Raw genomic sequence first — 24532 nt, forward strand, 5'->3', positions numbered from 1 at the left:
GTTACCGGTTGTCCAAGGTTGAAAAGGCTCGGGTCAGGCTGGCAGCTTTTTCCCGTTCCATGTTATTGAGAACACCGGCGGCTGCTTTGGTCCGCATTGCCCCGAGAATGGCCACGGCCAGTTGCTCATCAATGGATGCCATAACCTGCGCTGCTTTCTCTGCATTCATTCGTTCATACATCCGGGCCAGTTCCTCAATACGATTGAGTTCCTCTGCCTCCTTTTCCGCAAGCAGTGCTTCGATCTGTTGGCGGAGTTGGTTGAGTTGTCCGATTCTCTTATCGACCTCCTCTTCCAAGACCTTTAGCTCCATTTTTCTGTTTTCCAGCTCAGCTCGTTTTTGCGCCAGGGAGCCACTGTCTGGTGCACGCAACGATTCCATCAATCGGCGTTCTTCCACGGATTGGAATGGTCCCGTTCCGTCCGGTATGGAGGATTCGTCAGGCTGGGCTTCGGCGGTGATCGACATGGCAAGGGTCAGCTTGAAAAGCAATAGGATGAAAAAAACATGTTTCATGATCAGTGGCCGGCCGTTACGGGCTGCTGGTCCTCAATAGCTATTTTTTTTATGATGTACCCGAGTCTCCCTGCCGTCCATGGGAAAGGACGGCGATTTCGTCGAGCATGGCGGCTTCTTTTCGGGCAAGGCTGTTTCTGAAGGCTGTATTCTGTTGTTCCCGCAATTTTTCCATCACCTTTCTGTCCTTGCTCGCACTGACCAGTTGTTGCCGTTTTTTTGTGACCATGATTTGATGCTTGTCAAAGTCTTTTTGACGGCGGATGATCTCCTCTTGAACCAGACGTATTCTTCGTTCAAAAAGCAGGAGACGGTCGGAGTTGGTGCCATGTTCGCTTTCCCGGCGCAGGTCCTTGTGCAGGGCCGCCAGTTCGTCCTGCGAGCGTAACAAAGCCTCCTCTAGTCGGGTCGCCTGTTCCAGGGCGCGATGCAAATTTTTTCTGGCAACGTCTTCCAGTTGTTGTCGATATTTGAGGACAGCGTGCATAGTGAAGGGTTTCATGGCGTATCTTGAACCGGTTGATCAGTTTTTCTTCGGTCATATCCTTTGCGACCGGCTCGACGACGGTCAGTGCCCTGGCGGTCACTGACCAGTTCACCCAGGGTGGTGATGGTTTCCTCCAGTGAAGAGGTTTCCGAGAATTTCTGGGCCAGGAAGGCATTGATGGCATCAATGCGGGAAAGAGCGTAATCGATTTTTTTATTGCTGCCGGCCGCGTAGGCGCCAATGTTAATCAGATCCTCGGATTCGCGGTAGACGGCCAGGACGCTGCGTATTTTACCGGCCAGTTCCTGGTGTCTGGGGGAGGTGATTTCCCGCATCACCCTGCTGGCCGACATCATGATATCAATGGCCGGGTAATGGTTTTTGGCGGCTATGTTGCGGGAGAGGACAATGTGACCATCCAGGATGGAACGGACTGCATCCGCGACCGGTTCGGTGAGGTCATCACCGTCGACCAGGACAGTGTACAGTCCGGTAATCGAACCCTGATCCTGGAAATTACCGGCCCTTTCCAGTAATTTCGGCAGGGTGGCAAAGACACTGGGAGTGTATCCCTTGGTGGTGGGGGGTTCGCCGATGGAAAGGCCGATTTCCCGCATGGCCATGGCAAACCGGGTGATGGAATCCATCATCAGCAGGACATTTTTTCCCTGGTTGGAAAAGTACTCGGCAACGGCAGTGGCGACAAAGGCGCCACGCATGCGCAGGAGCGGTGATTGATCCGAGGTGACAGCAATGATGACTGATCGTTGCAGACCTTCCGGACCAAGGTTACGTTCGATGAACTCCTTGACCTCCCGACCACGTTCACCGATCAAGGCGATGACATTGACATCGGCCCTGGCAAAATTGGCCATCATGCCGAGCAGGACACTCTTGCCGACTCCTGATCCGGCTAAAATGCCCATTCTCTGGCCGATACCACAAGTCAGCAGGCCATTGATAGCTCGGATTCCAAGGTCAAGGGGCTGGCTGATGGTCTGACGTTGCATGGGGCCGGGCGGTAGGGAATACAGTGCTTTTTCCCGGGGTAATAACAGCGGCGGACCCTGGTCGAGTGGTTGGGCCATGCCGTCGAGGATCCGGCCGAGGAGAGCTTCCCCCACGTTGATAACAGCCTGTTCTTTTTTGACCCGGATTCGACTACCGGGGCCGAGGCCACGGATTTCCCCCAGCGGCATCAGTAAAGCCCGGTCACTATTGAAACCGACAATCTCGGCGGGAACAGGTCGCCCGCCCTTTAACGGGGAGATTTCGCAGAGGCTGCCGATGGAAGAGCGCGGACAGGAGCCTTCGACAACCAAGCCGACGATGCGGTGTACCTTACCATAAATGCATAGAGGAGAAAAACGATCAAGAGAAGCATGGATGTAGGCCATGGGCAACGGTGGTCCTGTATGTACAGATAGTGGTGGGTCAAGGCGATTGCGGTCGAAAGGTGGTTTGGACGCTACTCCTCCTCATCTTCCTCCGTGTGTGGCAGGATATCAGCTTGTTCTTCAAGGAAATCCTTCAGGTTTTCAAGCTGGGTTTCAATGGTCGCGTCCACAAGGCAAATTTTTGATTCCACCAGGCAACCTCCTCGGGTGATGGTATCGTCGGTTTTAAAAACGATACGCTCCAGGCCGCGAATGGCGGCGATGATCTCAGGAGCTTTTTCCTCGGCAAAGACCAGGTCATCGGGATGGAGAGAGACGTAAAATTCCTCGCTGGTAATTGCCTGCTCCAGTGCAGCTTCAAGAGTGGCGGCAATGATGTTACGCGGCGTGTCCAGTTCCCGGGCAATGATTTTGCGGCTCAAGGCAATGATCAGGTTGATCATTTCCCCCCTGCTCTGGCGGAGCAGTTCCTTGCGCTGTTTGTCAATTTTTTGGCTTGCTTCGGCGAAAGCCTGGCATGTTGTCATAAAATCGGCTTGACTCCGTGCGGCCTGGTCAGCCACACCCTGGTTGTATGCTTCTTCTCTGATCGCCTCGACATCGATGGAAGGTTGAGGTTGCGCTTCGGGCTGTGGATCGGGTTGTAGATCAGGCTGTGCACCCTCGTAATCCTGTTCAGGTTCAGGCTGGACGGAATTGACGGGTGCCGAGGGGTTTTCAGTGACCACGGGGCCGGCAATGGTGCATCGAACCAGGGGTATGGGAATGAAGAGAGGGTCAGCTTTGAAAAATTTAGACGAACTCATCACCACTGCCTCTGCCAAGAACTAATTTCCCTTCTTCCTCGAGTTTCATGGCGATTCTGACAATGGTCTGCTGCATGGCCTCGACCTCTGACAAGCGAACCGGCCCCATGGTTTCCAGGTCGTCCTTGATCATGTCGGCCGCTCGATTCGACATGTTGGCAAAAATTTTCTCCTTGATTTCATCAGTGGCCGTTTTCAGAGCCAGGGTCAGTGAGTCGTTATTGACCTCCCGCAGGATCATCTGGATAGAGCGACCATCGAGGGCGCATAGATCTTCGAAAGTGAACATCATCTTGCGAATTGCTTCAGCCATGTCCGGATCGATCTCTTCGAGGTTTTCGAGGATTTCCGTATCAAGATTGTCCGTCATGATGTCGAGGATTTCAACCACTTTCTTGATGCCGCCGACTTGCCGCTGTTCCTGGGCGCCGACCACGATACCGATTTCCTTGCTCAGCGCATCTTCAATACGGTCGATTACTTCCGGGGAAACCGTGTCCAGCGTGGCGATCCTGTGGATGACATCCGCCCGTTTTTCTTCCGGCAGGCTGGCGATAATGGCACTGGCGTGCTCCACCACCTGAGTGGACAGGACCAGGGCCAGGGTCTGGGGATGTTCACGTTCGAGCAGTCCGGCGACCATGGATGGTTGCATTTTCGCGATGGTTTCCAGTGGGCGCGCCTCGGTTCCGGAGATAAACTGGCGCATAAGACTTGATTCCCTGTCCTTGTTCCCTGTACTGGCGATCAGTTTTTTGGCGAACTCCTGCCCCTTGACCACGACCCCGACCTGGTTTTCGGCGGCCATTTCAAAATCTTCGAGCACCCTGATTTTGATTTCTTCCGGAATATGATCGATTTTGGACATGCAGCGCGTCACCTTGAAGATTTCTTCGTCGGTTAACTCCCGCAACAGCTTGGCCGCGGTCTCTTCGCCGAGACAAATCAGGAGAATGGCCGCTTTTTTCAGGCCCGTCAGTTTTTCCGGAGCCATGGATCCCTGTTTCTATGCATGGTGGCAGTTCGGTTCAGTATCTGTCATCAGCCTTTTTCTTGAATCCAGCCACGGAGGACATGCGCGTTGAAGGCCGGATCGGCGTCGACTGAGTTCTTGATCTTATCCAGCATGTTGTCCCGGGCTGGAGCGTGAACTTTGTCAGTGGGGGTGGTTTCAGCCTGCTCCGCTTCCAGTTGCGCCACCGTCTTGTAATGCTTGGTGACGTCACGCTTGAGGGTGGTGACGAGGGGGCGGATCAGCAGGAAATAGAGCAGCAGTCCTCCCAGCAGGAGAATGCCATAGCGAATAAGCGGCATGTATTGATACAGGGTGGCCGCGGCAAACCACTCGGTATCGAGTTCGTCGATTGGATCCAGGAAAGGCATGGACGTGACCTCGATACTGTCTCCCCGGGCTCTGTCCAGTCCCAGGGCCGAGGCCACCATGTTTTCCAAGGCTTTCAGTTCTTCCTCTGTCCTTGGTAACGCTGTCTCCGTTTCATCATTGGTGACTGGAGTTACTCTGTCGGCAACCAGGACCGAGACCGAGAGCCGGTTCACTGTGCCGACCGGAAGGGTGGTCTTGGAGACGATCTTGCTGATTTCGTAATTGGTGGTGCGCTGGGATCGACTGGAAGGCGGCATGGCTCCCATACCCATGGCGGCGTTCCCATCAAGATTCGCCTGGACACCGGGTATGCCTCCGACCAGCTCTGCACCTGATTTTTCCTCGCTCACCTGTTCGCTGCGGATCACGGGATCATCGGGGTCAAAAATTTCCTCAACTTTTTCCGTTTGTGAAAAATCGAGAGTGGCAGTGACCCGTACCATGGAGTTGCCGGGGCCAAGTGATCTGTTGAGGAGCGCCTGAGCCCGCTCCTCCAGACGCTGCTCGACCATCAATTGAAACTCGAGCATGTCCGGGGAGAGCGAAGCCCCAGCTAGACCTCTGCCGTCAATCCGGGACAAGACGTTGCCATTATGGTCGATGACGGTCACCTGTTCGGGATCCAGTCCTTCGATGGAACTGGAAACCAGATGGATTATACCTTCGACTTGCGCTTCTCCCAGTCTTCTGCCAGGGCCAAGACGGAGAAGAACAGAGGCGGTGGCCGGTTGTTGCTGGTCCCTGAATAAACGTTTTTCCGGTAAGGCAAGGTGGACCCTGGCTGTTTCCACTGGGCCGAGAGCAGCTATGGTCCTGGCCAGCTCTCCTTGTAATGCTCTTGCATAATTGACTTTTTGAACAAAATCGGTGATGGCGAACGATTGTTGGTCAAAAATTTCAAAACCGACACCACCGCCTTGAGGCAGTCCGGCCGAAGCCATGGCGAGGCGGGTTTCATAGATGTTTTTTGCCGGGACCATAATGGTACGACCATTGTCGGCCAGGCGATAGGGAATGTTCTGACCTTTCAGCCAATCGACCATGGCGGAGGCATCGGTTTCGGCAAGGTTTCCATAGAGCCTCTGGTAGTCGACAACCCTGGCTTGAATGATGATAAAGGCGAAAAGGCTCAGGCAGATCAACGTGACGGCAGCCAGTGATATTTGCCTGGAGAGAGGCCACCCGCCAATCGTGGCAACGAGTATCTGCCAGCCGTTTTTTGATTTTTGGGGAGTAACTTCGGTCTGTTCCGCCATGGTGCATTCCTGTGGGTACCGTTAGAGTCTCTTGATGTGGCAGAGCACTGTTGTTATCGACAGTGCATGATGTACATAATCCATGCCAGGTAACCCTGCGCAACCTCAGCGAGGGGCAGGTCCATTGCCTGTGGCAGTAGCAGTTTTCGGGGCATCGATCATGAATCTTGAATCCGTGATGGCTGGACGCTTGTTTTGGATATATCCTGTTGTTATTTCAGTTGAATCCTTGACAATACCCTTCACCATCCGCCCTTCGGGGCGTACGCTCACGGATTCAGGATGAAGTTTGGACCCGTGAAGTCTGGACCCATGCTGTTCATTGTGCTCCTATGATCATCTGCTTGCCGGTGGAAAAAGCGTTTTCATGAAAAAATATTGGTTGATCAGACCTGCATTCGCATAATTTCCTGGTATGCTTCGAGAGCTTTGTTGCGGACTTGCACCATGTATCGCAAGGAAATATCTGCTTTTTCTATTGCAATCATGGCCTCATGCAGATTCTTTTCACCTCCGCCGTGCACCTGCTGCACGCGCTGGTCACTAACCTGCTGTTGCAGGTTGGTTTCGTTCACCAACGTTTTCAACATGGAGCCGAACGCGGATTCAGCCTGAGAGAAATCACTGATAGGCGCGGGTTGAACCTGGTTGAGAAAAGGGGCGGCATCCGGGAGAATTTTCATTTGTTATCTTCCTATTTCCAGGGCCTTCATGGCCATCCGTTTTGCAGACTTGATTGTAGTGGCATTGGCCTCATACGAGCGTGTTGCTGATTTCATGTCCACCATTTCCTTGAGAATGCTGACATTGGGCATTTCCACGTACCCGTCTTCCCGGGCGTCCGGATGTGTTGGGTCGTAACGAAGTTGAGGCGGTTCCGGATCTTCTATGATTCTGGCGACCTTGACACCCTGCGCCTGGCCACGTTCGAGCAGAGACTGCTGTAACTGATGCCTGAACGGCAGGTTTTCGGTTTGAAATACCACGGATTTTTTCTTGTACGGACCGCCCTCAGGGGTTGAAGTGGCCTCGGCGTTGGCCAGATTTGAACTGATCGTGTTCAGTCGTATGGTTTGGGCTTTCATGCCGGAGGCTGCAATGTCAAAGGTGGTAAAAATATCCATGGGGTGTACTCCAGTACGTTTTAAAATTTACAAGCAAATTACATGCCACCGCTTGCAGCGTATTTAAGCATTGCCAGTTTTTTGTTGAGCATGGTAATCGCTGCTTCATAGAGAATTTGATTTTCCGAGAGTTTGATCATTTCGTGGTCAACACTGACGGTATTTTCGTCACCAATACCGGTATTGTCCCGTTTGATACTGATGGTACCGCTTACCTGGTCAATGCTGGTGGAAGACAAAGGGATATGCCTGGGGTGGGCTGATACCATCGTCAGCTCTCCACCGGAGAGGACCGATTTCAACTGTTCTTCAAAGGAGAAGGAGCGTGCGGAAAAACCCGGAGTTTCGGCATTGGCAATGTTGGAACCAATGATTTCCTGATTCTTTGAGCGCAGGTCCAGCACCTTGTGGAGCAGTTGCATGGTGGTGTCGAATTGATGTATTTTCGGCATGATTTTTCCGCTGTCCTGTTATTGCTTGAGATTGCTTGAGGAAAGTTTTGTTAATTCTTGCTGAACCCTTGTCTTGAGACGATTCTATTTTCGTGATTCCAGATTATACCGTCATATGGATTCCCTTGGGATCTATGCTGAATTTCTACGTTCGAACGAATCGAGGTGCCTTGATGGCGAACAGAAAATCTCGTTTTCAAAATGGACACTGACGGGTGTCTTTATTGTTCCAGCTGCAGAATGGCCACCTGTTCACGGGCCAAACGGGTCCACAAGGGGTCTGTTCCTTTTTCGGCCAGTTCGGTGAAGAGATTAAGGGATTCCTGACGGTTGTTCATGTACAGGGCAATTTGAGCCAGTCTGAAGCCGGCTTGTTCCGAGCCATGCTCTTGGGCTGCCAAACGGCGGAAGAGAGGGGCGGCCAGAGTGAGCTGGCCAGTTTGGAAGTAGGATTCCGCCAGGTAAAAAAGGGGCTCGCCTGCATTGAGGTACTGTTCAAGGTTCGGGTCACTGAGTATGGTGATCACTTGATCCCATTGCTGTTCGGTGAAAAAGATGTGGGCGCCGAGGAGGCTGAGCTGGGGTGTTTGCATCTGATGGTTGCTTTGCAGAAGGCGGATGGCCTGTGCAGAGCGACCGCTTGCAAAAATAGCCTGCACCTTGAGGTGAAAAATTTCCGGACCGTCTTGTCCCTGAGGATAACGGTGGAGATAACGGTCGGCGAACTCCTCAGCCCGGACATATTGACCGGCGGACAGAAGGGTGGTGATAAAAGGCAGGTACAGCTGTTCAGATTCTTCCGGAAGAGCAACTTCAAAGAGGTACTGATAGGTCTGAATGGTCTCAGCGACGAGACCGAGGGCACTGTACGCCTCGGCAACATCATACAACAGGTCGGTGCCCAGCCAGCCGCGGGCAAAATACCCTCTGTTCTGCATGGCCAGGGTCAGTGCCTGAACATACTCCTGGTCGCTGACCAGTTGTCGTATCACGCCAGGAAGTTGCTGAAAAAGCAGGGCCATGGTTTCGGTGCGCAGAGTTCCGCTTTGAAAAGCACGGAGGATGTCCATGCACTGTTCTACGCTTGCTCGGCGGTCTCCGGCAAGGGCATTGACCAGGGCCTGCTTGAAGAACGCCTCTTCCCGCAGGGAAACACTGCCGGCTTCTCGGCCCAGGCGGCTGTACAAAGTGGCGGCGGTTGCTGCATCGATACGTCCCGAGAGGTAATCCAGATCAGTTTGCCTGAGCAGGGCACGTTCGCCCCCTTCCGTGTGGGGAAAAGCATCTCGGATCTGGACCAGAGCGATTCTGCCGCTGCGTTCTGTTTCCGGAAGGTGCAACCTCGACTGAGCCCCCCGAAACAGAGCCAGATCCTGATATGGTTCATTCCTGAGCAATTCACTCAAGAGCTGATACCTTTCTCCTGCTTCACGGTACTGCTGGTTCCTGTACAAGGCATCACTGAAGCGGGCCAGAGACATCGGATCGCCAAGGAGCAGTTCCGGTCGTCGTTCATGCACTTCTCGGTAGCTATCCAGGGCCGCCCGAATATTGTCGGCATCATACAGGAGGTCGGCCTGCCGTAGCAGGTGGAGGTCAGGCAACATCGGGTCGTTGTCCGTGGATGCTTCAGCAAGTATGCGGCCTGCCTCGGCGGGCCGACCGGATGCGAGGACTGTTTCGGCTAAAATCATGGCACAGTGACCGGGAAAAAGAGCGATAGTATTCATGTGCCGGCACAGGTATTTCAGTTCATGGGCTGCGGAATGGACCCTGCCGTTGTCTGCTTTGAGATAGAGAAAAAGCAGTTGAGCCAGGGTGGCCATCGGGGTATCGGGATATTCCCGGGCGATGCCTTGCAGGAGCAGGTAGGGTTCCTGATATTCTTTGGCTCGGACCAGAGCTTCGGCATAGGTGAGCAGGAGGCGCTCCTTGAACGACTCATCCGGTTGCTCCAGTACCTGTTCACGTAATACCCGGTGTGCTTCATCCCATCTGTGCGCGCGGGCAAGAGATTCTATTTCTGGTGGAAGCCATTGCTCAAGGTCAAGGTCAGGAGGCATGGCGGCTGCCAGAGGAAAGGGAGGCAGCGAAAAACGTGGCGGCGGATTGATGGTGAGCGGTGCTTCGTGCAGCATGAAAAAGGATCTCCAGTCGTGAACATACGGTGAGATGTTGACTGGATTGAGGGCGTCGGCATGACGACGCTGGAGAACAGTGACTCCGTCGAATTCAGCTGAGAGTTCTGGATACCGGGCGGAGAGCGGGTTGCCGGGAAGGATTTCAACGATGAGCAGGCCTGTTTCCTCGCGACTATCTGTGGTTACTTTTTGTGGAGGATAGCGGAAATAAAAGGAGAGGAGCATATCAGCACCCATCTGCCTGCTGACCATTCTGATCAACCGTTCGTCGGTGGTCACTTCAACAATGTTATCGGCGATGACAGTGTCTTTCAGTTCCACAGTGACTCGTCGACCGCTGGTCTCGGTCATAAACGAGGGGAGTTGATCAAAGTGGAGAAAGAGCTGCAATCGTGCCACTTCGTCCTCGCGATTGATGATATTGAGCGTGGAGGCAGCCGTTGCAGAGGTCACTGAAAACTGATTGACAGTCAACAGGAACAGGGCGATTATGCAATACAACGAGTTTTTCATAGTCTACTGCAAGAGCGAAGGGCGTGGCCGGTATCGAGCTGCTGGACAGGAAAGGGGTTTGGTCATTGTTTTAGCAATAAGTATGCCGGCATAAAAATTCCAGTTTTTTCGGTTCACCGTATTATTTTTTCATTGCCGGTGAAAACCATCTTTGATGGATTCGTGTCTGTTGTGTCATCTTTTTGGCGGTGATGCGTGGACGCTCAAAGAGCGTGGCGGGACGAGCATTTGCCGAGAGGAAAGTGGGTGTATGCCAAAAAAATATGAGATCAAATTAACTGATTTTGTTCATGAAATTGAAGTAATGCTCCAGCAGGCCCGGCCCTTTGTTCGTGACCTTGTCAAAGGGGCGAAAGAAGGCTTTGCTTTCCAGGCCGCCTTGGATGTCTGTTGGCGTTTGTTTCATACTATTGATGAGCAGGCCAGGTCGGTGCAACTTGAAAATCTGTCGGGTCCTGCCGATGCCATGCAATACCTGCTGGATCGAACCCGCTCCGGTTTGTTTTCTCTTCAGCCAGTCCATATATCTCTGCTGGCTGAATCCTACCGTTTCATTGAGCAGGGGCTTGATCTTGTTCGTGTCGATGAACATGATCAACGCCTGGCTGCGCCGGCCGCCGAGTTGAGCACGGCGATTCTCCGTTCCGTTTTTATAGAGCACAAAGCCGGATTCAATACAGAAACCGCCTCAGCAGTTCACATTGATATACAGGAAGATTTTTTTCGGGAAACTGAGTGGCTGCTGGAAAAAGTGGAACAGGAATTCGTGTTGTGGGATTTTATCGCCATGGATCAGCAGCGAGTTGCCGGTCTGGGACGGCTTCTCCAGCGCCTGCGGGATAATTTTTCTTTTTTTGAGTTGCGGGAACCGGCACAGGTGTGTGGTGTCCTTGTTTCGATTCTGGACCGGTTTCTCAAGGGTTCTTTTTTTCATACGGAATACCCAGAGCGTGTTTTTTTACGCAGTATTGATGCGGTACGCCAGTTTCTCTTCCAATACGACACCTTGGAAGATTGCACTATTGAAGGACTGGCCGAACATCTCGGTGCCCTGCAGGGCCTTATGCGCCAGCCACTCGGTGTATTGTTGATCGAAGCTGGCCTGGTGGATCCCCTGGAGGTGGATCAGGCCCTAGATCGTCAGAAATTGCATCGCGAGGAAAAACCGCTCCGTCTGGGAGAGGTTCTGGTCGACATGGGCAAGGTGACTCGGGACCAGGTAGACCAGATCCTTCGAACCCAGTCACGAATGCAGATTTCCGAACAATGGACCGAAGCAAAGACCCAGTCAGCGAGCGCGGCGCAGGAGCAGGATCCGTCGCTCTCCGTGCCTCAGGTCCATGTTTGCATTGACAGCCAAAAATTTGCCCAGATGATCGATCTGATCCGGGGTGTTGCAGCAAGGGAATCGGTGAAGGAGGGTGCTGTTGCCGTGCTGACCGGTTTGCTGGATTTGATGGAATCCCACCAGCAGGAGGCCGTGCCTGCTTTCCTTGCCCATCTGGAAAAAGTGGTGCGAGATCTGGCCGATAAAACTCATAAGCAGGTGCGTTTTGACCTTGAAGGCGCTGGATTTTTTCCCGATCCAGTCACCTTGGCCCTGCTGGCTGAACCGATCTTTCATCTTCTCCGCAATGCCATTGAGCATGGTGTGGAAGTGGCCAGAGAACGGGAGGCATTTGGCAAGAACAAACTGGGTCGACTCACGCTGGGAGCTTTGCGGGTACACGATGACCTGTGGCTGAGCATTGAGGACGATGGTCGCGGTATGGATGTGAAGAAACTGGCGGCCATGGCCGTTGCTCGCGGACTCGTTGGGGCGGTGAGAATCGAGGGGTTGAGCTGCCGGGAATGTATCGACCTTTTGGTGCAACACCAAGAGAAAAACGATCGGCTTGAAAAATCAACCAGCCGGCCCTGCGGTTTTGTTGTGGTCAGCAGGGCAGTACAGCGACTTGGGGCTGCCTTTGATGTATGGTCACAGCCGGGAAAAGGAACCCGCATCACCCTGAAGATTCCGCACCGGTGCTGAATGGAGCGGGAAATCGTTGTCATCCAGCAAGAAAACTTGCTTTCCTGGTTTTGATCTTGATAAAATCTTTGCAGAAAGGATATCCCGTTGTCATTTTGGATACGTTGAGCAGATTGACATATCGGGTATGGTTTTTTTTAAATGAGCAGGAGAGAGAATACAATGGCTAAAAATGTTTTACTAGTAGACGATTCCAGTACTATGCGAAAAATTATCAGCCGCTCATTACGACAGGCAGGGCTTGATTTCGGTGAAATTTATGAGGCCGGTGACGGCCAGGAAGCCTTGGCCGTTCTCGAAAAGGAATCGATAGACATTGTCTTGAGCGATATCAACATGCCGAATATGAACGGGATCGAGTTTCTCCGTGAAAAGGGAAATCGTCCTGGAATCAAGGATATTCCTGTCTTTATGATCTCCACCGAAACCGGTGAGGATATTATTGGAGAAGCGAAGAGTCTTGGCGCTATCGGTGCCTTGAAAAAACCATTCACCCCTGACAAGGTCAACGAGGTCCTTGGGCCGTTGATGTAGGAAGAATGGGTTTCCCTTTCATCGATAATTGTCTGTGTACGGTTGGAGGGGTAGAGAAAACTGAGAAGGGGGGATGGTGTGGGCATTTTTATAGAAATCAGCGAAAAACTCATTGAGTCGACAGTAGAAATATTTACAGGAATGGTCATGATGGAGATCTCGGTAGCCGGAGAACCGCTCTCGAGCCTGGGATCGCTGCAACACTCCATCACCGGTATGGTCGGGTTGGCCGGTACCCATAAAGGTGTTTTGGCGGTTCATTTTCCCAATCAGGTCGCCAAGGAGGTTACCAGCAGTTTTCTCGGCGTGGAAGTCGACGAAATCAACGAAGACGTCCAGGATGCCATTGGTGAGATAGCCAATATGCTGGGGGGCAATCTGAAAACCATTCTTTCCGATCGAGGTAAGGATATTCAACTTTCCTTGCCTTCAACAATTTCAGGTGAGAAGTACAGCTTTACCTCCCAGACCGAAGTGGACCAGGTAATTCTGCCGTTCCAGGCACCTGGTGGTATTTTTTACGTTGAGGTGGAACTGGAACGTTGATCGTCTGCGCGAACATGTTGAATTCATTTTACCCACGGAGTCGAGTTTTTTGGAACTGGAACAATTTTTGATTGACGCTACCATGGAGGTTTTTAATTCCATGGTCTTCATTGAGGTCGTCCCGGAAACCTCAGGCAAAACCGAAGTCCTTGCTGTTGATACCAACCTGATCAGTTGTATCGGCCTGGCCGGGGATTTGAAAGGGGTTGTCGCTATCCATTGTCCTGCCGCGGTGGCGCTGGAAATCACCGGAGCCATGCTGGGCATGGATATCGAGGAACTAGGCGAGGACTGCAAGGATGCCATAGGCGAAATAACCAATATGGTCGCTGGCGGTCTGAAAACGGCCTTGGCCCCATTCGGTAGTAATGTTGAACTCGCGATTCCGGTCACCGTGATCGGTTCCTCGTTCCGAATCTCTGGACTGGCTTCAGCAACACGGGTTTTTGTTCCTTTTGGCACCCCTTGCGGACGATTCGGTGTGGAACTCAAATATATTTTTTCCTGAAGCAAAAGCATGCGATGAAGTTGGCGGACGACCACTCTTTGTCAACGTTTATCTGGGACAAGTACAAGACCGTATGACCTGAATTCAAAACCGTTTACCACCTTTTCAAGTGTGCACAGACAAACTGATGGGCCATGGTAGATCCTGTACGCGGCAGTTTGATCGTCCACAGGTGGAGTACTGGTGAACGGTTTCTCGCCACCGCTGGGGTATTCAAGGTTTTGATCACAGATGCTATAGGTTTTTAATTTTTCCGCCGAAACAGATCCATGCCTTGCGCGAGGCAAGCTGATTAGCCCACATGACTCGAATCGCCCTTTTGCCAACAATGTTTTATGTATGAAAGCCAGGGAACGCTTTGATAAAATCCTCTTCGCCTGCTGTCATCGGATCCAGGAGGAAGTCGGCGCTCTCCTCGGGAAGCCGTTCAAGCTTGATCCGCCTCGGTTCCGGCAGATCGACAAAGAAGAACTGTTTGCCGATCAGAGCGGCCAACGTGTTCTTGCCCATGTTCGAATCGAGGGTGATGTACAGGGAGAAGGCTGCCTGCTGGCCGACATCCGTGATGCCATTCATGTTGGTGGCACACTTATCATGCTGCCGGAATCCGAACTGGCAAGCGTTGTTCAAAACGAAGACTATTCCGAAGAATTGGCGGACTCTTTTGGAGAAATCGCCAATATCGTCTGCGGGGCTGTTACCGTAACCTTTGAAGAGCAATACCCGAAAAATGTTCGTTTTATCCGTGTTGAGCAGGAGGTTGTAGCGCCGCGGAAAGGGGTGGTGGAATCCGTTCACCCCATTGCCGATATTGCCTGGTATGTCATGACCGTGCCTATGCATCTGGACGGGCATGATCTCGGCGAACTCGATCTGGTTATGCCGGCGCATGCGTTTGGACTGATTGCAGAGGACCACCAGGAAATCAGGAACGAGTCGAATTCTCCCAGGACAAAAGAACCAGAGCGACTCGTGGCAAATTCTGCCGCCGAGCAAGTGGAGTCGGTACAGCCCATTACCAGAGGAGAAAAATCCAGGGAGGATGACAAGGCGACCGAAGTTCTGGCAAGGCCTGTCTCGGAATCCGCGATCAATGAATCAAATCGACGACCGCGGTCGTCGGATGGCGGCAAGGACACAGGCAAACAGCAAGAGCTTGTTGACACTTTGCTGAAGAGTTGCCAGGAGAAGACAGGAGAAGAGGTGACCGGGCTGCTTGGTGGGAGTCTGGAAATCCTGCCGGAGGAAAACGAGATTATTTCGAAAGCTGATTTTCTCGATCGGACAGGGACAAAGCTGGTGATGTCCCGCATGGATATTCGTGGAGAACATCAAGGGGAGGCTTTTCTCTTTATTGAACTTAAGGCGGCTATACATTTGGGTGGCACACTCATTATGCTTCCGGAGAGCGAGTTGGAAGAAACCGTCCGCCAGGAAACATTAGGGGACGATGCGCGGGACGCCTACGGAGAAATAACGAACATTATCGCCGGGGTTTATACTGCCGTATTTGAACAGCGGTACCGCTCCAGGCTCGCCTTTGCCAAAACCTGCATGGAACTGGTCGCCCCCGCCAAAGTCGATCCCGATTCAGACGATGTCTTTCCCGATCATGCCTATTATCTTTCTTGCGGGAAAGTTCGCTACAACCAAAAGGAACTGGGGCGAGTGCAATTTCTTTTTCCACTTGCGGCCCTGGATCTGCAGGATCTGTTGGTTGCCAAAAGTGAGCCGATGGTAGAAGGTGAGCAGGTAGCCACGGTCACCGAGACCGTAAACCGGTCGAAGCAAGTGCCGGAACGGGAATCTGATTGTAAGCGGGATGACATCGGTGAGAGAACGGATATATTGATTTATACGGATGATGAAAGTGAAGGCGAGAAGATCGCCTCGATACTCCGGCACATGGGATATGCACCGCGCAATCTTCATTTCAAGGATTCGGTCAGTGCTGTGGTCGCGCCCTGTATTCGCCTGATTTTTCTGGTTATGCGCGAGGTCAATGAGCAAGGGTTTGGGGTGGCGATCAAGATCAGCAGTGCCGGCCTGGCCGTTCCCCTGGTTGCCGCTGGTCCTGCCTGGACGAGAACCATGGTGCTCAAGGCGGTGAAATACGGTGCCAGTGACATTCTCATTACGCCTTCCACGGCTGATGATGTGAGGGAAAAGATAGAGCTCAACCTGGTGAAACAAGCGGCCTGATCGACTTTACTCAGTTTCTCCTTCCTCAATGCCCGTGTTGAAGAGTTCCTTTTTTTTGATTTTTTCCAGCAGGGTTGTTCGCTTGAGGTTGAGAAGACGGGCCGCCTCTTTTTTGTTGCCTTGAGCCATCTTCAACGCCTGCACAATCAGGCGGGTTTCAAAATCGTTGACCAGTCCATTGAAATCAATGCCGCTCTCCGGCCAGGTCTCATGAAGTGCCGGAGCGGCTTGCGAAAACAACAGCAACTGCTCCGGCCCAGACCCATTCTCTTCCTGCTGGCAGGACGGGGCCGGCGTTCCTGGACCATGCTGATATTTTTCGGGGAGGTCGCCGTAGCACACCTGGCAACCACCGTGGAGGATGGTCATGTGCTGGATAAGGTTCTCCAGTTCTCTGACATTACCTTTCCAGGGGCAGGAAGTGAGGGTCTTCATGGCGACCAGGTCGAAACCGGTCAAGGCCTTCTTCTTGTTTTTTCCTATGGCTTTGATGAAGTGTTCAATGAGCAGAGGTATGTCCTCTGGTCGGTTGCGCAATGGAGGGATGAAAACCGGGATGACATTGAGCCGGTAGTACAGATCTTCCCGGAACTTGCCTTCGGCGACCATCTGTTCGAGGTTGCAATGGGTGGCGGCGATGATTCTGACATCCACCGGGATCGGTTTCAGCCCGCCAACCGGTTCGAACTCTCTTTCCTGGAGGACCCGCAGCAGCTTGGCCTGAAGAACCGGTTTCATGTCCCCGATTTCATCGAGAAAGAGCGAGCCGCCGTTGGCATATTCTATGCGGCCGATTTTGGATCCCGTTGCCCCGGTAAAGGCTCCTTTTGTATACCCGAACAACTCGCTCTCCAGAAGATCATCGGGGATCGCGGCACAGTTGACCGGTACAAAATGGTGTCCACTCCTTGGGCTGTTGGCATGAATGGCTTTGGCCACCAGTTCCTTGCCTGTTCCTGACTCACCCTGGACCAGTACGGTGCTGGAACTGTCTTCAGCCAGTTTTTCGATCAGTTTGAACAACCGCTGCATAGGTTCGCTGCGACCGATTATTCCACAGAAAGAGTTGTGGGCCATGGGCTCAGTCCGGAAGATTGTCAGCGAGTTTACTGGTGGTGAGGCGCATGTTGAGGCTCAGTAATCGCATGATTTTTTTCAGCAGGGTGATACCCACAACCGGGTAACGATTGGTGAGAATATCAAAACCTTTTTTTGTCAAGATAATGACAACCGAAGGCTGTCGGGCGATAACCGTGGCAGATCGCGGCGATTTATCGATGATCGACATCTCACCGATGGTATTTCCCTTGCCCAGTCGGGCGATAACGCGATAAGTCCCGTTGGTCGATGTTTTCAGGACGTCGAGTAAACCGCGGACCACAAAGCACATGAAATCTCCCTTGTCCCCTTCAGCGAAAAGGTGTTCGCCGCGCAGGATCTCCGCATGGTTCATATGGCGGGAAAGGATATCGATCTCATCGGTCCGAAAGGCATCAAACAGGGGCAGGGTCAGGATCAAGTCCCTGGTCTTTTCCTCGTTTTCCGTGAGTTCTTGATCAGGTGCAACAGGTATTTTTTTCATGCCAGCGGCAACCAGACGGCGTTATCAGCCGGCAACGGGTCGGGAGGCGGCCTTTGATGGCCTTTTTGCCGGTGTTGAGTATGATTTCTTAATCAGCCTACCATAGGTGAACCCTGAAAAACAAGGAGCTTTCCTTTGCAGTGTCATTTTATTGACAATAGACAGGCGTTCCGCAATGCCAGCCGCCAATGGCTGCGGCCATCTTTTGCCTTGCTCGTCCTCATCTTGCTGGCAACCATCCTCGCAGGATCGTTGCGGGACCTTTCAGCGCAAACCTGGGAGGCGAGAGTGGTGAGAGTAGCTGACGGTGATTCCCTTGAAGTGCAAAGAGGATCGCAGCGGTACAGGATCCGGCTTTTTGGCATCGACTGTCCCGAATATGGACAACCTTGCGGAAAAGAGGCGGGCCATTTCACCAGAACCATGGTGATGGGGAAGACCGTAACCTTGAAAACCATGGATAAAGACCGCTACGGCCGCATTGTTGCCCTGGTCTGGAGTGGCGACCGCCTGGTCAACCGGGAATTGGTGAGGAGGGGCTGGGCATGGGTCTATCCAAAGTACTGTCTGGCTCAGCCTTTGTGTACGGAACTGAAAACTTTGGAGCGGAGCGCGAGAATGCAGAGGACAGGTTTGTGGGAGGAGCGGAACCCTTTACCCCCTTGGCAATGGAAAAGGCTTCAGCGGTAACCGCTCTGCAAATGACCGCTACCCTGGATCCGTGAGCGTCCGTCACGGATTCAGGGGGACTCCATCTCCTGGATTCGTGAGCGTTCGACCGAGCGATCCGGGGCCAGCCCTTCAATCCAGGGGTCGTTGGTGTACCCCAGCGCATCCCAGGGTAACCGGCCTGATTTACCGTGGCAGTCCATGCAACCCAGGGCCTGGGCAGTGGGTGCAACCCCATGATTCAGCCGGCGGAACGAGGCGGTGGTGGTGAACCCGAGGGAACCGCTGAAGGGCAGGCGCAAATTGTTCATGCCTTCGGCGGCGATTTGATCCCAACCTGCATCACTGAAAAAGGTGGGGACCGCCCGTGTCAGGGCCGGGGAGATAAGATAGCGATACCTGGCATCGTAGAGTTGGGTGCCAAACAACACCGCAAAAGGGTGGATCCGTGCTGCCTGGTCACGGGGTGACGGTGAAAGGAGGGAGGTGAGTGTCTCCGGTTGAATCCGTCCCCCCCGCTCATATATCTGATCACCTCCGTTGTCCCAGAGATAGGTCGGCAGCAGGTTGCTTGCCATGGTCAGGCCTTCCGCGGTTTGAAAAGGGGTTGGCTGCTGCGTGTACTGATCCACGGTGGTGCCCGACCCCATGAGCCAGTTCCAGTGGATCAGGGCAGGGGTTGTCCTGCCATGCACGGGAATGTGGCAGGTTTGACAGGCGATGGTTGTCGCATGTCTGTTGAGTTGCTCCCGAGCGTGGGGGGTGCTGGAATGGCAGGCGATACAGCCGGTTTTTTTCGGATCAGCTTCGTCAAGGGTGAGCTGACGTTGCAGGACATGTCGTCCTTGACCGGGATGACACTGCTGACAGGAGAGGGCCGCACCGCTATGGTGGAGATGGACATCCGTATCAAAACCACCATGGCCCTGCAAGCCGGTAAGACCACATTCCCTGCCGTGGCAGGTCAGGCAGTTGGTGGGTCTGGGCGGGCCGACCTTGGCGGCAATCCGGGCGAGGTCGACGGAGTCGACCGGTGCGCCCAGTTCCCGCCGGTAGGTGCCGGTGGTATCATGACAGACAAGGCAGTCAATATCAGCGGCCGCACTTGGGTCATGACGACCGCTGAGCAGGTTTGTGCTGATGTGACAGGTCATGCACCGGGATGGATTGGCGGTCACACTCACAGCGAAAAAGGTCAAGCCGGTTTTTTTTGCAAAAGTTCTCTGTTCAGCGCCAATGATCCGGGAACGTTCCCAGGTCCAGTGGCTTGACTGCAGAATATCCTCGCCCTGGCCGGCGTGGCAGCTCAGGCATTGCTTGGTGACGGCGCGCGCATCGGCAAAGGGGCCGGTGAGGGACTGGTGATTACCCAGGGCATGGAGGGGGCAGACAAATCCCGCCAGAATGAAAAGCAGGGCTGTAAGAAGCCGGGCAGGGTGAAGCAGCTGCATATGATCACCTTGAGAAGTGCTGGTGCATGGTTCCAGCCTGGAACCGTGAATGGTCGCCCGTGGGTTACCTTCGTTGTCCGTGGCTGTTCGATACAAAAATACTGTATCGGACGTTTACAGGCAATGAAGATGGTGTGTGCACGGATACCCCGAAGGGTGGCGGATGAAAGGTACTGCCCAGGATGCCGCCGCAATTATAATCTGAGGACAGCAAAATAAAAACCGAACAAGCGTCCATCCGTCACAAGGTCCAGGCTTTGACTGTGACCGTCGTTCTCTCACCTCCGCTGGTCAATTTCGTTGGCCGTGCCGATAAGCTCCCGGATCTCCTCACGGGAAAGGATTTCACGTTCCAACAGGGCAACAGTTATTTTTTCCAGCTGTGAACGGTGTTTCTCCAGGATAACCTTGGCGGTCTCGTACGCCGAAACCACCAGTTCTTTGACTTCGGTATCGATGAGGATCGCGGTCTGCTCGCTGATAATCTCGGCTGGTCGGCTGCTCATGGGATGCGTTGCTCTGAAAGCCAGTGGTCCCACGGCTTTGCTCATGCCCCACTCGCAGACCATTTTTCGCGCTAACTCCGATACCCGTTCAATATCGTTACCCGCGCCGGTGGTCATCTGGTTGAAAACAATTTCCTCGGCGACTCTGCCCCCCAACAGTGTGCACAGGTTATTGAACAGATAGGTCCGATCATGGGAATTGCGCTCTTCTTCCGGGAGCTGCATCGTGAGGCCCAGAGCCCGCCCGCGGGGAATGATGGTGACTTTATGGACAGGGTCAGCGCCCGGCAGCATCCAGGCTACCAGGGCATGGCCGGCTTCGTGGTAGGCTGTGATCTTTTTTTCCCGGTCGGTGATGATCAGGCTACGTCGCTCGGCGCCCATCAGCACCTTGTCTTTGGCTGACTCCAGGATATCCATGGTAATCACTTCGGCGTTTTTCCTGGTCATCAGCAGCGCGGCTTCATTGACCATGCTGGCAAGTTGCGCACCGGAGAATCCGGGTGTTCCCTTGGCGATGACCTGCCAGTCAATATCTTCTGCAGTTTTGGTATTCCGCGCATGAACCTTGAGGATTTTTTCCCGGCCACCGACATCGGGCAGAGGGACCATGACCTGACGATCGAAACGGCCTGGACGCAGCAGGGCCGGATCAAGGATGTCCTGACGGTTGGTGGCGGCAATGATAATGACATGATCATTGGCTTCAAAACCATCCATCTCCACCAGTAACTGATTGAGCGTCTGTTCACGCTCATCGTTTCCCCCCGCGCCGGTACCTGAGCTGCGATGACGGCCGACGGCATCAATTTCATCGATGAAGATGATACAAGGGGCCTTCTTTTTCCCTTCAGTGAACAAGTCCCGGACTCGTGAAGCACCGATGCCAACGTACATTTCCACAAAATTTGAGCCACTGATGGAGAAAAAAGGGACCCCGGCCTCACCGGCAATGGCTTTGGCAAGCAAGGTTTTACCGGTACCTGGCTCGCCATAAAGGAGAACACCGGTGGGAATACGGGCCCCGGCGGCAACAAATTTTTCGGGTTTTTTGAGAAAATCGACCAGCTCGGCAACTTCTTCCTTGGCCTCGTCAATGCCGGCGACATCGTCTAGTTTTATTTTCGATTCCTCCGGATTGATAAGGCGAGCTTTGCTTTTGCCAAAGGCCATAACCCGGCCACCACCACCCCGGCTGCTTCCTTTTTGAAAAAAGAAAAACCAGAGAAAAAGCAAAAGCAGAATCGGCACCCAGATAAGCAGGGTGGGCAGGTACCAGGGAGGCTGAGAGGTCTGTTCGGCAGTGACGGCTACATTTTTGGCAAGAAGACGCTCGAGGGCTGCATGGGCCGGTGGGACAATGGTTGTATACTGGGTGCCGTCAGCAGTTCTCCAGAAGACGGCATCGTCGATCACGGTTACCCTGGAGAGAACACCGCTTTCGACCCTGTCGAGGAATTCAGTATAGGGAACAGCAATATGTTTTTCCGGGGTTTTTTTGAAGTAATTAAAGGCAAGGAGAGCGATGAGGGCAATAATCAGCCAAATGGAGAGATTTTTATAAAACTGCTGCACGGGGTGCTCCTGATAAGAGAAAAACTGGTTCTGTGTTGATCGTTTTGTAATGCCGGGTGAGCGGCCCACCTGGCGTATGCGAAGGAGGGCCGTTATCCCGCACAGTTGGCCAAGGAACGATAGGAGTCCAGGAAGCTGGAACCTGGCCGGCAGAACCAGGCCGCATGCCTTCATTGAGCTACCATAAAAACCGTCAAAGGTAAAGATGGACGAATCTTGGGGATGGCGAGAAAGAAACCTCTTCAGGGCCGCCACCCTGAAGAGGTATGCAGGAAGATTGCTCGTTATCTGAATGGAGCGACTACCTGCTTGAGTACTTGCGTTATTCGTGCCATTTTTGTTGACCAGGTTATTTTTTTAACATATTGACCCATGGTTTTTTTTGATGACAGCGGGAAAATATTTCAAAAGGATTGTTGAGAAAAATCCTGTCAACAGGAGCAAATGTCGCCTGATTTAAAAAGATACTGGCTCATTTTGATCGAACGGTGTAAGAGTTTGTTCCGTGAAATCTGTCCTGTTTTTTTTGGGATGTTTTTTCGTATCTCTATGTAAATTAATCTTTTTTTCAGCAACTGAAGTGCAAGTAAACGGGAATTAATAATTTCCACCAATATTTTATTATCTAATTGGGATAATAATGATCATCTAGTTTGTAATATTTTTGTCAATTAGTATTGATATTTTCTTGACGTGATTGTGGATGCCGGTTAAAAATGCAACATAATGAACGTGTGGCTACGTTCGGGTCCGGGCTGGCCGGCCATCGATATCCGGACCATAACGAAAAAGGAGGTGCAGAAAAGTCGAACAACCGGGTTTTTATCCGCCAATAAAACCCGGTGGAAGAGAACTATCCGGGGGACCGGAGTAAGGAGAGTCTATGGAAGCTATACTGTTTTTCGTTATCTGGCTGGGTGGCGCTGTTCTCCATACGCTGTTCGATCTGAGGATCAAACCGGTCCTTCAGGCCGTCAGGGAAGAAAGCGATTTGCCCTAACTACATTATTGTATCTGTCGCAACTACTACAAATCAGCAGAGGGTGAACGTAACGGAACACCCCCAATTTGATATGGAGGAACAAGTGCCATGCAAAATATATTGACTAAGGTTCTGCCCCAGGAAGGAGGGCTCGAAGGAAGCACGTCCCGTGCGTATAACGGAGTCATTATTTTTTTAGGAGCCTTTACCCTGATCGGGGTCGCTTTCGGTCTGCACGCCATGATTGTCGGCTTTCATCAGGTCTACGGGGTGACCCGTGAGGTGCCGTGGGGACTGGCGCTGGCTGGTTATGTCTTTTTTGTCGTGACTTCAACGGGCCTGTGTCTGATTTCATCCATAGGGCACGTCTTTGGCTTCCAGGCCTTCAAACCCATTGCCAAACGCTCGGTGTATCTGGCAATTGCCACCATAGTTGCCGGTTTTCTCGTCATTGCCTTTGAAATTGAAAATCCCTGGCGAATGGCTGTCTATAATATCACCTCGCCGAACCTGCTGTCGAGTATCTGGTGGATGGGGACTCTCTACGGGGCGTATCTCTTTTTCATGCTGATCGAGTTTGCTCTTCTCCAGGTCAATCGGCACAGAATTGCCGGGATGTTCGGGCTGCTTGGTGTTATTGCCGGTGTTGCCGCCCACTCTAATCTCGGCGCGGTCTTCGGGTTGCTCAGTGCCCGTGAATTCTGGCACGGACCCTTCATGCCCATCTATTTCATCACTTCGGCAATGATGTCAGGCTGTGCCGCGGTTATATTCTTTCACTGGCTGGGATATAAGATCAACGGCTGGAAAATGAGTGAGGAGTTGGAGCATTCTCTTCGTTGCGTAGCCAAGCTTGGTGCCCTGATGTACGTTGTGATCATGTTCTTCACCACCTGGAAGTTTATCTCCGGTGTGTACGGACAGATTCCCGGAAAATATGAAGCTATCATGGCCTTGGTCAGCGGTCCGTATTCCATGAAATTCTGGATTGGTGAAGTCGCCATGGGTCTTGTAATTCCCTTTATCATTATCCTTGCGGTCAGAGCCAGGAACCTGACCGCGATGGCCTTCGGTTCTCTGTTGAGTATCATCGGTATCTTTGTCATGCGCTATAATCTGGTTGTCGTCGGTCTGGTTATCCCTGGATATCATGAGTTCGGCATCGTCGGCCTGCCCCATATTCTGCCGTATACGCCAACGCTGCATGAATGGATGGTCACTCTGGCCGGGTTCTCCTTCTGCGGGGTTCTGTTCATGTTGGGAGAACGATTGTTCCGCGGCCATCTGTCCGAAGATCACTGAGGAAAACCGTGCGATCCGGCAGGGGACAATTGGAAAACCCAATTGTCTCCTTTCCGGATGGCCGGTTCCGCAAGGAGACCGGTATGGCGAGAAAAAAGACTGAAATACAGGCAATTCGATCAGATGTTCCTATTTATCCGATTGGAGTTGCCGCAAAACTGTTGAATGTACACCCGAGAACATTACGGATTTATGAAAAAGAGGGGCTGGTGCAACCGACCCTGGTTGGGAATCGGCGGATGTTTTCCGCCGATGATATTCAGTGGATAACCTGCCTGCGCACTTTTATTCACGAGGAAGGAATCAGTATTCCCGGTTTGAAAAAGTTGCTGGAATACGTTCCTTGCTGGGAAGTTTCAGATTGTCCGCCGGAGATTCATCAGAATTGTGGAGGTCGTGTGGATCGAGCTGTTCCCAAAACACTGCACCAGGTAGGTGATGCCGTCGCCAAGGCGGAAGCGAAAGAAAGCGACACCTTGAAAAGAACAGCAACCGGGCAAAAAAAAAAGCACAAATCATCGGGTTGATGCCCTATATCGAAACACGAAGGCTGGCGGTTATCGGCC

General features: G+C 52.6%; 22 protein-coding genes. 8 read left to right on the forward strand and 14 right to left on the reverse strand.

The features are described from left to right. Nucleotide 1 precedes the first annotated feature (1 nt). The 10 genes from JWG43_RS10145 to JWG43_RS10190 form a co-directional block, all read right to left on the reverse strand. Nucleotides 2-517: a MotE family protein gene (locus JWG43_RS10145; protein WP_205242807.1), complete on the reverse strand. Its 516-nt coding sequence runs from the start codon at nucleotides 515-517 to the stop codon at nucleotides 2-4. A gap of 49 nt (nucleotides 518-566) precedes the next feature. Beyond that, entirely contained in the window at nucleotides 567-1019 is a 453-nt protein-coding gene (gene fliJ, locus JWG43_RS10150) for a flagellar export protein FliJ (RefSeq protein WP_205242808.1), read from the reverse strand. Continuing rightward, a complete protein-coding gene (locus JWG43_RS10155) occupies nucleotides 1016-2401 on the reverse strand; it encodes a FliI/YscN family ATPase (RefSeq protein WP_205242809.1) in 1386 nt (461 codons plus the stop codon). The genes fliJ and JWG43_RS10155 overlap by 4 nt, the downstream gene beginning before the upstream one ends. A gap of 71 nt (nucleotides 2402-2472) precedes the next feature. Further along, nucleotides 2473-3207: a FliH/SctL family protein gene (locus JWG43_RS10160; protein ID WP_205242810.1), complete on the reverse strand. Its 735-nt coding sequence runs from the start codon at nucleotides 3205-3207 to the stop codon at nucleotides 2473-2475. Continuing rightward, entirely contained in the window at nucleotides 3194-4201 is a 1008-nt protein-coding gene (gene fliG, locus JWG43_RS10165) for a flagellar motor switch protein FliG (protein WP_205242811.1), read from the reverse strand. Before fliG ends, JWG43_RS10160 begins: the two co-directional genes overlap by 14 nt. A 47-nt stretch (nucleotides 4202-4248) precedes the next feature. Further along, nucleotides 4249-5847, reverse strand: coding sequence for a flagellar basal-body MS-ring/collar protein FliF (gene fliF / locus JWG43_RS10170; RefSeq protein ID WP_205242812.1), 1599 nt, complete (start codon nucleotides 5845-5847; stop codon nucleotides 4249-4251). A gap of 386 nt (nucleotides 5848-6233) precedes the next feature. After that, a complete protein-coding gene (fliE, locus tag JWG43_RS10175) occupies nucleotides 6234-6530 on the reverse strand; it encodes a flagellar hook-basal body complex protein FliE (protein WP_205242813.1) in 297 nt (98 codons plus the stop codon). 3 nt (nucleotides 6531-6533) lie between these two features. Next, entirely contained in the window at nucleotides 6534-6971 is a 438-nt protein-coding gene (flgC, locus tag JWG43_RS10180) for a flagellar basal body rod protein FlgC (protein WP_205242814.1), read from the reverse strand. 38 nt (nucleotides 6972-7009) lie between these two features. After that, nucleotides 7010-7423 carry a flagellar basal body rod protein FlgB gene (gene flgB, locus JWG43_RS10185; RefSeq protein ID WP_205242815.1) on the reverse strand — a complete coding sequence of 138 codons (414 nt, stop codon included), beginning with the start codon at nucleotides 7421-7423 and terminating at the stop codon, nucleotides 7010-7012. 221 nt (nucleotides 7424-7644) lie between these two features. After that, nucleotides 7645-10077, reverse strand: coding sequence for a tetratricopeptide repeat protein (locus tag JWG43_RS10190; protein ID WP_205242816.1), 2433 nt, complete (start codon nucleotides 10075-10077; stop codon nucleotides 7645-7647). Between the two features lie 250 nt (nucleotides 10078-10327). Between JWG43_RS10190 and JWG43_RS10195 the strand changes: the two genes are divergently transcribed. The 5 genes from JWG43_RS10195 to JWG43_RS10215 all read left to right on the forward strand — a co-directional run bounded on the left by JWG43_RS10195 (nucleotide 10328) and on the right by JWG43_RS10215 (nucleotide 15899). Next, entirely contained in the window at nucleotides 10328-12109 is a 1782-nt protein-coding gene (locus tag JWG43_RS10195; RefSeq protein ID WP_205242817.1) for a cyclic di-GMP-binding domain-containing protein, MshE-related, read from the forward strand. Between the two features lie 162 nt (nucleotides 12110-12271). Next, nucleotides 12272-12643, forward strand: a complete 372-nt coding sequence (locus JWG43_RS10200) for a response regulator (protein ID WP_205242818.1) — start codon at nucleotides 12272-12274, stop codon at nucleotides 12641-12643. Between the two features lie 78 nt (nucleotides 12644-12721). Continuing rightward, a complete protein-coding gene (locus JWG43_RS10205; protein ID WP_205242819.1) occupies nucleotides 12722-13189 on the forward strand; it encodes a chemotaxis protein CheX in 468 nt (155 codons plus the stop codon). A 49-nt stretch (nucleotides 13190-13238) separates the two neighbouring features. After that, the gene (locus JWG43_RS10210; protein ID WP_205242820.1) at nucleotides 13239-13697 is read left to right on the forward strand and encodes a chemotaxis protein CheX; all 459 of its coding nucleotides are present in this window, start codon (nucleotides 13239-13241) and stop codon (nucleotides 13695-13697) included. Between the two features lie 339 nt (nucleotides 13698-14036). Beyond that, a complete protein-coding gene (locus tag JWG43_RS10215; protein ID WP_205242821.1) occupies nucleotides 14037-15899 on the forward strand; it encodes a hypothetical protein in 1863 nt (620 codons plus the stop codon). A 6-nt stretch (nucleotides 15900-15905) separates the two neighbouring features. Here the strand turns inward: JWG43_RS10215 and JWG43_RS10220 are convergent, their stop codons facing one another. Continuing rightward, nucleotides 15906-16976: a sigma-54 interaction domain-containing protein gene (locus tag JWG43_RS10220; RefSeq protein WP_205242822.1), complete on the reverse strand. Its 1071-nt coding sequence runs from the start codon at nucleotides 16974-16976 to the stop codon at nucleotides 15906-15908. Between the two features lie 4 nt (nucleotides 16977-16980). Beyond that, nucleotides 16981-17481, reverse strand: a complete 501-nt coding sequence (locus tag JWG43_RS10225; protein ID WP_205242823.1) for a Crp/Fnr family transcriptional regulator — start codon at nucleotides 17479-17481, stop codon at nucleotides 16981-16983. Nucleotides 17482-17616: 135 nt separating this feature from the next. On the opposite strand from JWG43_RS10225, the gene JWG43_RS10230 reads away from it, so the two are divergent. Then, on the forward strand, nucleotides 17617-18171 hold the full coding sequence (locus tag JWG43_RS10230; RefSeq protein WP_205242824.1) for a thermonuclease family protein: 555 nt from the start codon (nucleotides 17617-17619) through the stop codon (nucleotides 18169-18171). A gap of 50 nt (nucleotides 18172-18221) precedes the next feature. Here JWG43_RS10230 and JWG43_RS10235 read toward each other — a convergent pair whose 3' ends face one another. Next, nucleotides 18222-19601, reverse strand: coding sequence for a hypothetical protein (locus JWG43_RS10235; protein ID WP_205242825.1), 1380 nt, complete (start codon nucleotides 19599-19601; stop codon nucleotides 18222-18224). Between the two features lie 278 nt (nucleotides 19602-19879). Further along, nucleotides 19880-21682, reverse strand: coding sequence for an ATP-dependent zinc metalloprotease FtsH (ftsH, locus tag JWG43_RS10240; RefSeq protein ID WP_338033257.1), 1803 nt, complete (start codon nucleotides 21680-21682; stop codon nucleotides 19880-19882). A gap of 1090 nt (nucleotides 21683-22772) precedes the next feature. Here ftsH and nrfD point away from each other — a divergent pair. Both nrfD and JWG43_RS10250 read left to right on the forward strand, forming a co-directional pair. Further along, nucleotides 22773-23966, forward strand: coding sequence for an NrfD/PsrC family molybdoenzyme membrane anchor subunit (gene nrfD / locus JWG43_RS10245; RefSeq protein ID WP_205242827.1), 1194 nt, complete (start codon nucleotides 22773-22775; stop codon nucleotides 23964-23966). Nucleotides 23967-24049: 83 nt separating this feature from the next. After that, nucleotides 24050-24493, forward strand: coding sequence for a MerR family transcriptional regulator (locus JWG43_RS10250; RefSeq protein ID WP_205242828.1), 444 nt, complete (start codon nucleotides 24050-24052; stop codon nucleotides 24491-24493). Nucleotides 24494-24532: the final 39 nt, after the last annotated feature.

The sequence above is a fragment of the Desulfobulbus alkaliphilus genome (genome assembly GCF_016918545.1).
Classification (GTDB): Bacteria; Desulfobacterota; Desulfobulbia; order Desulfobulbales; family Desulfobulbaceae; genus Desulfobulbus; species Desulfobulbus alkaliphilus.

Bases quoted from the DNA above. Each gene is read 5' to 3' on its own strand.
- nrfD (WP_205242827.1), top strand. From the start codon at position 22,773: ATGCAAAATATATTGACTAAGGTTCTGCCCCAGGAAGGAGGGCTCGAA.
- JWG43_RS10225 (WP_205242823.1), bottom strand. From the start codon at position 17,481: ATGAAAAAAATACCTGTTGCACCTGATCAAGAACTCACGGAAAACGAG.
- JWG43_RS10195 (WP_205242817.1), top strand. From the start codon at position 10,328: ATGCCAAAAAAATATGAGATCAAATTAACTGATTTTGTTCATGAAATT.
- flgC (WP_205242814.1), bottom strand. From the start codon at position 6,971: ATGGATATTTTTACCACCTTTGACATTGCAGCCTCCGGCATGAAAGCC.
- flgB (WP_205242815.1), bottom strand. From the start codon at position 7,423: ATGCCGAAAATACATCAATTCGACACCACCATGCAACTGCTCCACAAG.
- JWG43_RS10155 (WP_205242809.1), bottom strand. From the start codon at position 2,401: ATGGCCTACATCCATGCTTCTCTTGATCGTTTTTCTCCTCTATGCATT.
- fliF (WP_205242812.1), bottom strand. From the start codon at position 5,847: ATGGCGGAACAGACCGAAGTTACTCCCCAAAAATCAAAAAACGGCTGG.
- fliJ (WP_205242808.1), bottom strand. From the start codon at position 1,019: ATGAAACCCTTCACTATGCACGCTGTCCTCAAATATCGACAACAACTG.
- JWG43_RS10145 (WP_205242807.1), bottom strand. From the start codon at position 517: ATGAAACATGTTTTTTTCATCCTATTGCTTTTCAAGCTGACCCTTGCC.
- JWG43_RS10160 (WP_205242810.1), bottom strand. From the start codon at position 3,207: ATGAGTTCGTCTAAATTTTTCAAAGCTGACCCTCTCTTCATTCCCATA.
- fliE (WP_205242813.1), bottom strand. From the start codon at position 6,530: ATGAAAATTCTCCCGGATGCCGCCCCTTTTCTCAACCAGGTTCAACCC.
- JWG43_RS10200 (WP_205242818.1), top strand. From the start codon at position 12,272: ATGGCTAAAAATGTTTTACTAGTAGACGATTCCAGTACTATGCGAAAA.
- JWG43_RS10235 (WP_205242825.1), bottom strand. From the start codon at position 19,601: ATGCAGCTGCTTCACCCTGCCCGGCTTCTTACAGCCCTGCTTTTCATT.
- JWG43_RS10190 (WP_205242816.1), bottom strand. From the start codon at position 10,077: ATGAAAAACTCGTTGTATTGCATAATCGCCCTGTTCCTGTTGACTGTC.
- JWG43_RS10215 (WP_205242821.1), top strand. From the start codon at position 14,037: ATGAAAGCCAGGGAACGCTTTGATAAAATCCTCTTCGCCTGCTGTCAT.
- JWG43_RS10250 (WP_205242828.1), top strand. From the start codon at position 24,050: ATGGCGAGAAAAAAGACTGAAATACAGGCAATTCGATCAGATGTTCCT.
- JWG43_RS10220 (WP_205242822.1), bottom strand. From the start codon at position 16,976: ATGGCCCACAACTCTTTCTGTGGAATAATCGGTCGCAGCGAACCTATG.
- fliG (WP_205242811.1), bottom strand. From the start codon at position 4,201: ATGGCTCCGGAAAAACTGACGGGCCTGAAAAAAGCGGCCATTCTCCTG.